Source organism: Hyalangium sp. (assembly GCF_035629615.1).
Taxonomy (GTDB): domain Bacteria; phylum Myxococcota; class Myxococcia; order Myxococcales; family Myxococcaceae; genus Hyalangium.
Genome location: NZ_DASPHO010000349.1, coordinates 1 through 2813 on the forward strand (window position 1 = coordinate 1; position 2813 = coordinate 2813).

Genomic DNA, 2813 nt, shown 5'->3' on the forward strand with positions numbered 1-2813 from the left:
CCAGCGCCGGCACGTAGCCCTTCGGGTTGATGGCGTAGAAGTCCGCGCCCTTTTCGGTCTTGTGCGTGCCGATGTCGACCCGCTCGAGCTCGAACTTCAGGCCTGCCTCTCGCAGCAGGATGTGCGGGTTCATCGAGCACGCACCAGGGGAGTAGTAGAGCTTCATGGCGAAAACCTCCTAGTAGAAGGGTGGATGGGGGGCCTCTCTATAAGAACGGGCGCGTCGAAGTGCAGTAAAACCGCACTCGGAGATCCGGCATGTCCCCGATCCGTCATTCGTCCCGAGGTAGTGTCCTGCGCATCATGGTGTGGGCCGTGAGCATCGTGCTGCTCCTGGGTATCGGTGCGCTCACGGGATTCGACTATTTCCTCCGCCAGAAGTACGAGCCCACCCTGGGCACGTTCCGGAAGGACGTCACGGACAAGGTCGGCTTCTTCTGCGAGCAGCAGGTGAAGCTGGCCGCGGATCCGTGGTTCCACGAGCCGCGCACCGAAGGCGACGCGGGGCCGCTCCTGAACGCATGGCTGCCGTGGGATCCGAGCCCGAAGCAGCCCCAGGACTCGCCGCTGGTCATCCCCGCGCACCTGCCGCAGACCGGCCCGGCCTTCAAGGACTGGCTCACCTCGGACCTCGACGTCTCCACGCTCGACTTCAGCTGGATGGGCCGGCTCTACGCCTATGACCGCTGGGACATCCTGCAGAACTCCCCCATCCCGTTGGCGCAGCGTATCAACTGGGCCACCCTGCCCATCCCCAACTTCATCCCGCTGCAGCTCTGGGCCAAGTTCCGGCTGCTGCACGGGCTGAGGACGGGGAAGCCCGTCGAGGCGGCCAAGGACGTGCGCCACCTGGCCTGGCTGGCCTACCGCACGGACATGCTCCTGGGCGGCGCCATCGCCGCGGTGCTGCTCCAGGCCGAGCGTCAGGCCTACGACTCGATGCAAGCCCCGCCGGCGGACTGGCATCCCATGAGTCTCGAGCAGGTGGCGCGGATGCGCGCCCTCATCATGTCGGGCCCTGCCTTCTCGCAGCTCTCCGCTCCCTTGGAGGTGGCGAGACAGGCCCGCAGCTGTGGCGAGCCGGTGGTGACGCGCTGCTCCGCGCTCGCGGAGGCCTCCTCCTACGCGACGTACCTGCAGCCGCTGGCCAAGGACAAGTACCGCGAGATCTACGAGGCGTTCGCCACGGAGTTCGCGGAGCGTCCCTGCGCCACCTCATTCTCGCAGACGCTCTGGGAGCGGGGAATGACGGTGCTGGAAGAGCACCCCGACAAGATCCTCCAGGGCCAGATCGAGTGGCCTGACAATCTGCCGACTGCCTTTGTCGGCTCGCACATCCTGGGAATCGTGCTCGCTGTCGGTGCGCCGGGCCTCAAGCAGCTGAAGGCCTTCCAGGCCGAGCTCGACTCCGGCAGCTTCCAGAAACCGAAGCCCTGAGCTCCTGACGGGGAGCAGCGCCTCCCCGAGTCAGCGCTTGATGTTGCGGAACGGGTTGTTGAAGGGCTCGGGGCCCTTCTTCTCCGCCGAGGACGGCTTGCCACCGGGAGCATTGCCCGGAGCTGTCCCCTTCCCACCCGAGGGCCCCGCCGTCATGCGCCCCGCATTCCCCGCGGGGGGCCGGCCTGAGGACGGCTGTGGCGCCCCACCCTCTTGCACCGCGCGCACCGAGAGCCCCAGCCGCTTGCGCGCCAAGTCCACGGAGAGGACCTTCACCGTGAGCCGGTCGCCCACCTTCACCACCTCGGAGGGATCCTTCACGAAGCGCGTGGAGAGCTGGGACACGTGGACGAGCCCATCCTGGTGCACGCCCACGTCCACGAAGGCGCCGAACGCGGTGACGTTGGTCACCACGCCCTGGAGCACCATGCCCTCCTTCACGTCCTCCAGCGTCTTCAGATCCTCGCGCTGTGAGGGCGCGGAGAAGTCCCCGCGCGGATCTCGGCTCGGCTTCTCCAGCTCGGAGAGGATGTCCTGGAGCGTCATCTCCCCCAGATCCGGCCCGAGGTAGCGCTTCGGATCGATCTTCCGCACCAGCGCCGCGTTGCCCACCAGCGCGCCCACCTCCACGCCCAGATCCTTCGCCATGCGCTCGACGACGGAGTAGCGCTCGGGGTGGACGGCGCTCGCGTCCAGCGGCTCCGGGCCCCGGACTCGCAGGAAGCCCGCGGCCTGCTCGAACGTCTTGGCCCCCAGACCGCTCACCTTGAGCAGCTCGCGCCGCGTGGAGAAGGCGCCCTTCTTGCTCCGGTGGGCCACCAGCTTCTTCGCCAGCGAGGGCCCCACGCCGGACACATGCTCGAGCAGCTGCGGCGAAGCGGTGTTCACGTCCACGCCCACCGCGTTCACGCAGGAGTCCACCACCTCACCCAGCTTCTTCTTGAGCAGCCCTTGATCCACATCGTGCTGGTACTGGCCCACGCCAATGCTCTTGGGATCGAGCTTCACCAGCTCCGCCAGGGGATCCTGCAGGCGGCGGCCGATGGACACCGCGCCGCGCAGGGACACGTCCAGCTCGGGGAACTCCTCGCGCGCCACCTCGGAGGCTGAGTAGATGGAGGCCCCCTGCTCGCTGACGGAGACGACGAGGAGCTTCGTCCCGAGCTTCTCGAGCACCTCTCGCACGAAGCCCTCCGCCTCGCGGCTGCCGGTGCCGTTGCCCACGGCGATCAGCTCGGGCTTGTGCTTCTGCACCACGGCGGCGAGCTGCCGGGCCGCGCGGGCGCGCTCATCCGGGGAGCGCTCGGTGTAGAGGGTGGCCGTCTCCGCCACGCTGCCGGTGGCATCCAGCATCACCATCTTCACGCCGGTGCGCA

Annotated in this window: 2 protein-coding genes and 1 pseudogene; 1 reads left to right on the forward strand and 2 read right to left on the reverse strand. The window is 68.0% G+C overall.

Going from position 1 to position 2813, the window contains the following annotated elements; genetic code table 11:
- A pseudogene (locus VD972_RS17705) lies at nucleotides 1-166 on the reverse strand (glutathione transferase GstA); the annotation flags it as partial.
- 92 nt (nucleotides 167-258) lie between these two features.
- Here VD972_RS17705 and VD972_RS17710 point away from each other — a divergent pair.
- Nucleotides 259-1437 (forward strand): hypothetical protein, encoded by a 1179-nt coding sequence (locus tag VD972_RS17710; RefSeq protein WP_324988542.1) that lies wholly within the window; start codon nucleotides 259-261, stop codon nucleotides 1435-1437.
- Between the two features lie 30 nt (nucleotides 1438-1467).
- On the opposite strand, the gene VD972_RS17715 is transcribed toward VD972_RS17710, so the two are convergent.
- Nucleotides 1468-2813 (reverse strand): helix-hairpin-helix domain-containing protein (locus VD972_RS17715; protein ID WP_324988543.1); only part of this gene is annotated, 1346 nt, incomplete at its 5' end.